This is a genomic window from Arthrobacter sp. SPT-J7 (genome assembly GCF_059089965.1).
The window spans coordinates 1-475 of the sequence record NZ_JBNHFF010000564.1 but is presented as its reverse complement, the minus strand read 5'-3'; the positions used below and the strand labels follow the sequence as shown (position 1 = coordinate 475).

At 65.3% G+C, this 475-nt stretch carries 1 protein-coding gene; it reads right to left on the bottom strand.

The features are described from left to right. Window positions 1-98: 98 nt before the first annotated feature. Entirely contained in the window at window positions 99-473 is a 375-nt protein-coding gene (locus AC5RWX_RS34285; RefSeq protein WP_494100577.1) for an RrF2 family transcriptional regulator, read from the bottom strand. Between the last annotated feature and the right edge of the window lie 2 nt (window positions 474-475).

The following is a 475-nucleotide window of genomic DNA, read 5'->3' as shown; positions in this document are numbered from 1 at the left end:
GCCCCGCACCTTTCCAACGAAAGGTGCGGGGCCGCCGTCGTACTGCCCGAGTTTGACCTCGTAGTGGATCCGGGCCGGGAGGAAGGTTCAGGCAGTGACTAAAGCCCCGGCCGAAGCCCGATCAGATCGAAAACCGGGGCCATCTGCCGTGATGCGGGAAGGTCGGCGATTACCACGCCATCGAGCTCCCGGTAGAACGCCTCGCGCGCCCGCGACAGTGCAGCACGGAGCCTGCACTCCTCGATGAGGGGGCAGTTGCCGCTTGGGGCCACGCACTCCGCAGCGTCCGTTCGGGTGTCGAGCTGCCGAAGTATTTGACCCACGGTGGCGTTCCGGCCCGTGTGGCTTAGCCGGGAACCGCCGGTCCGGCCGCGCTCCACCTCGATCAACCCCAGGCTGCGGAGTTTGGCCATCGCCTTACTGACATGGTTGTAGGGCGTTCCCACGGTATCGGCAATGTTTTGCGTAGTCAGCA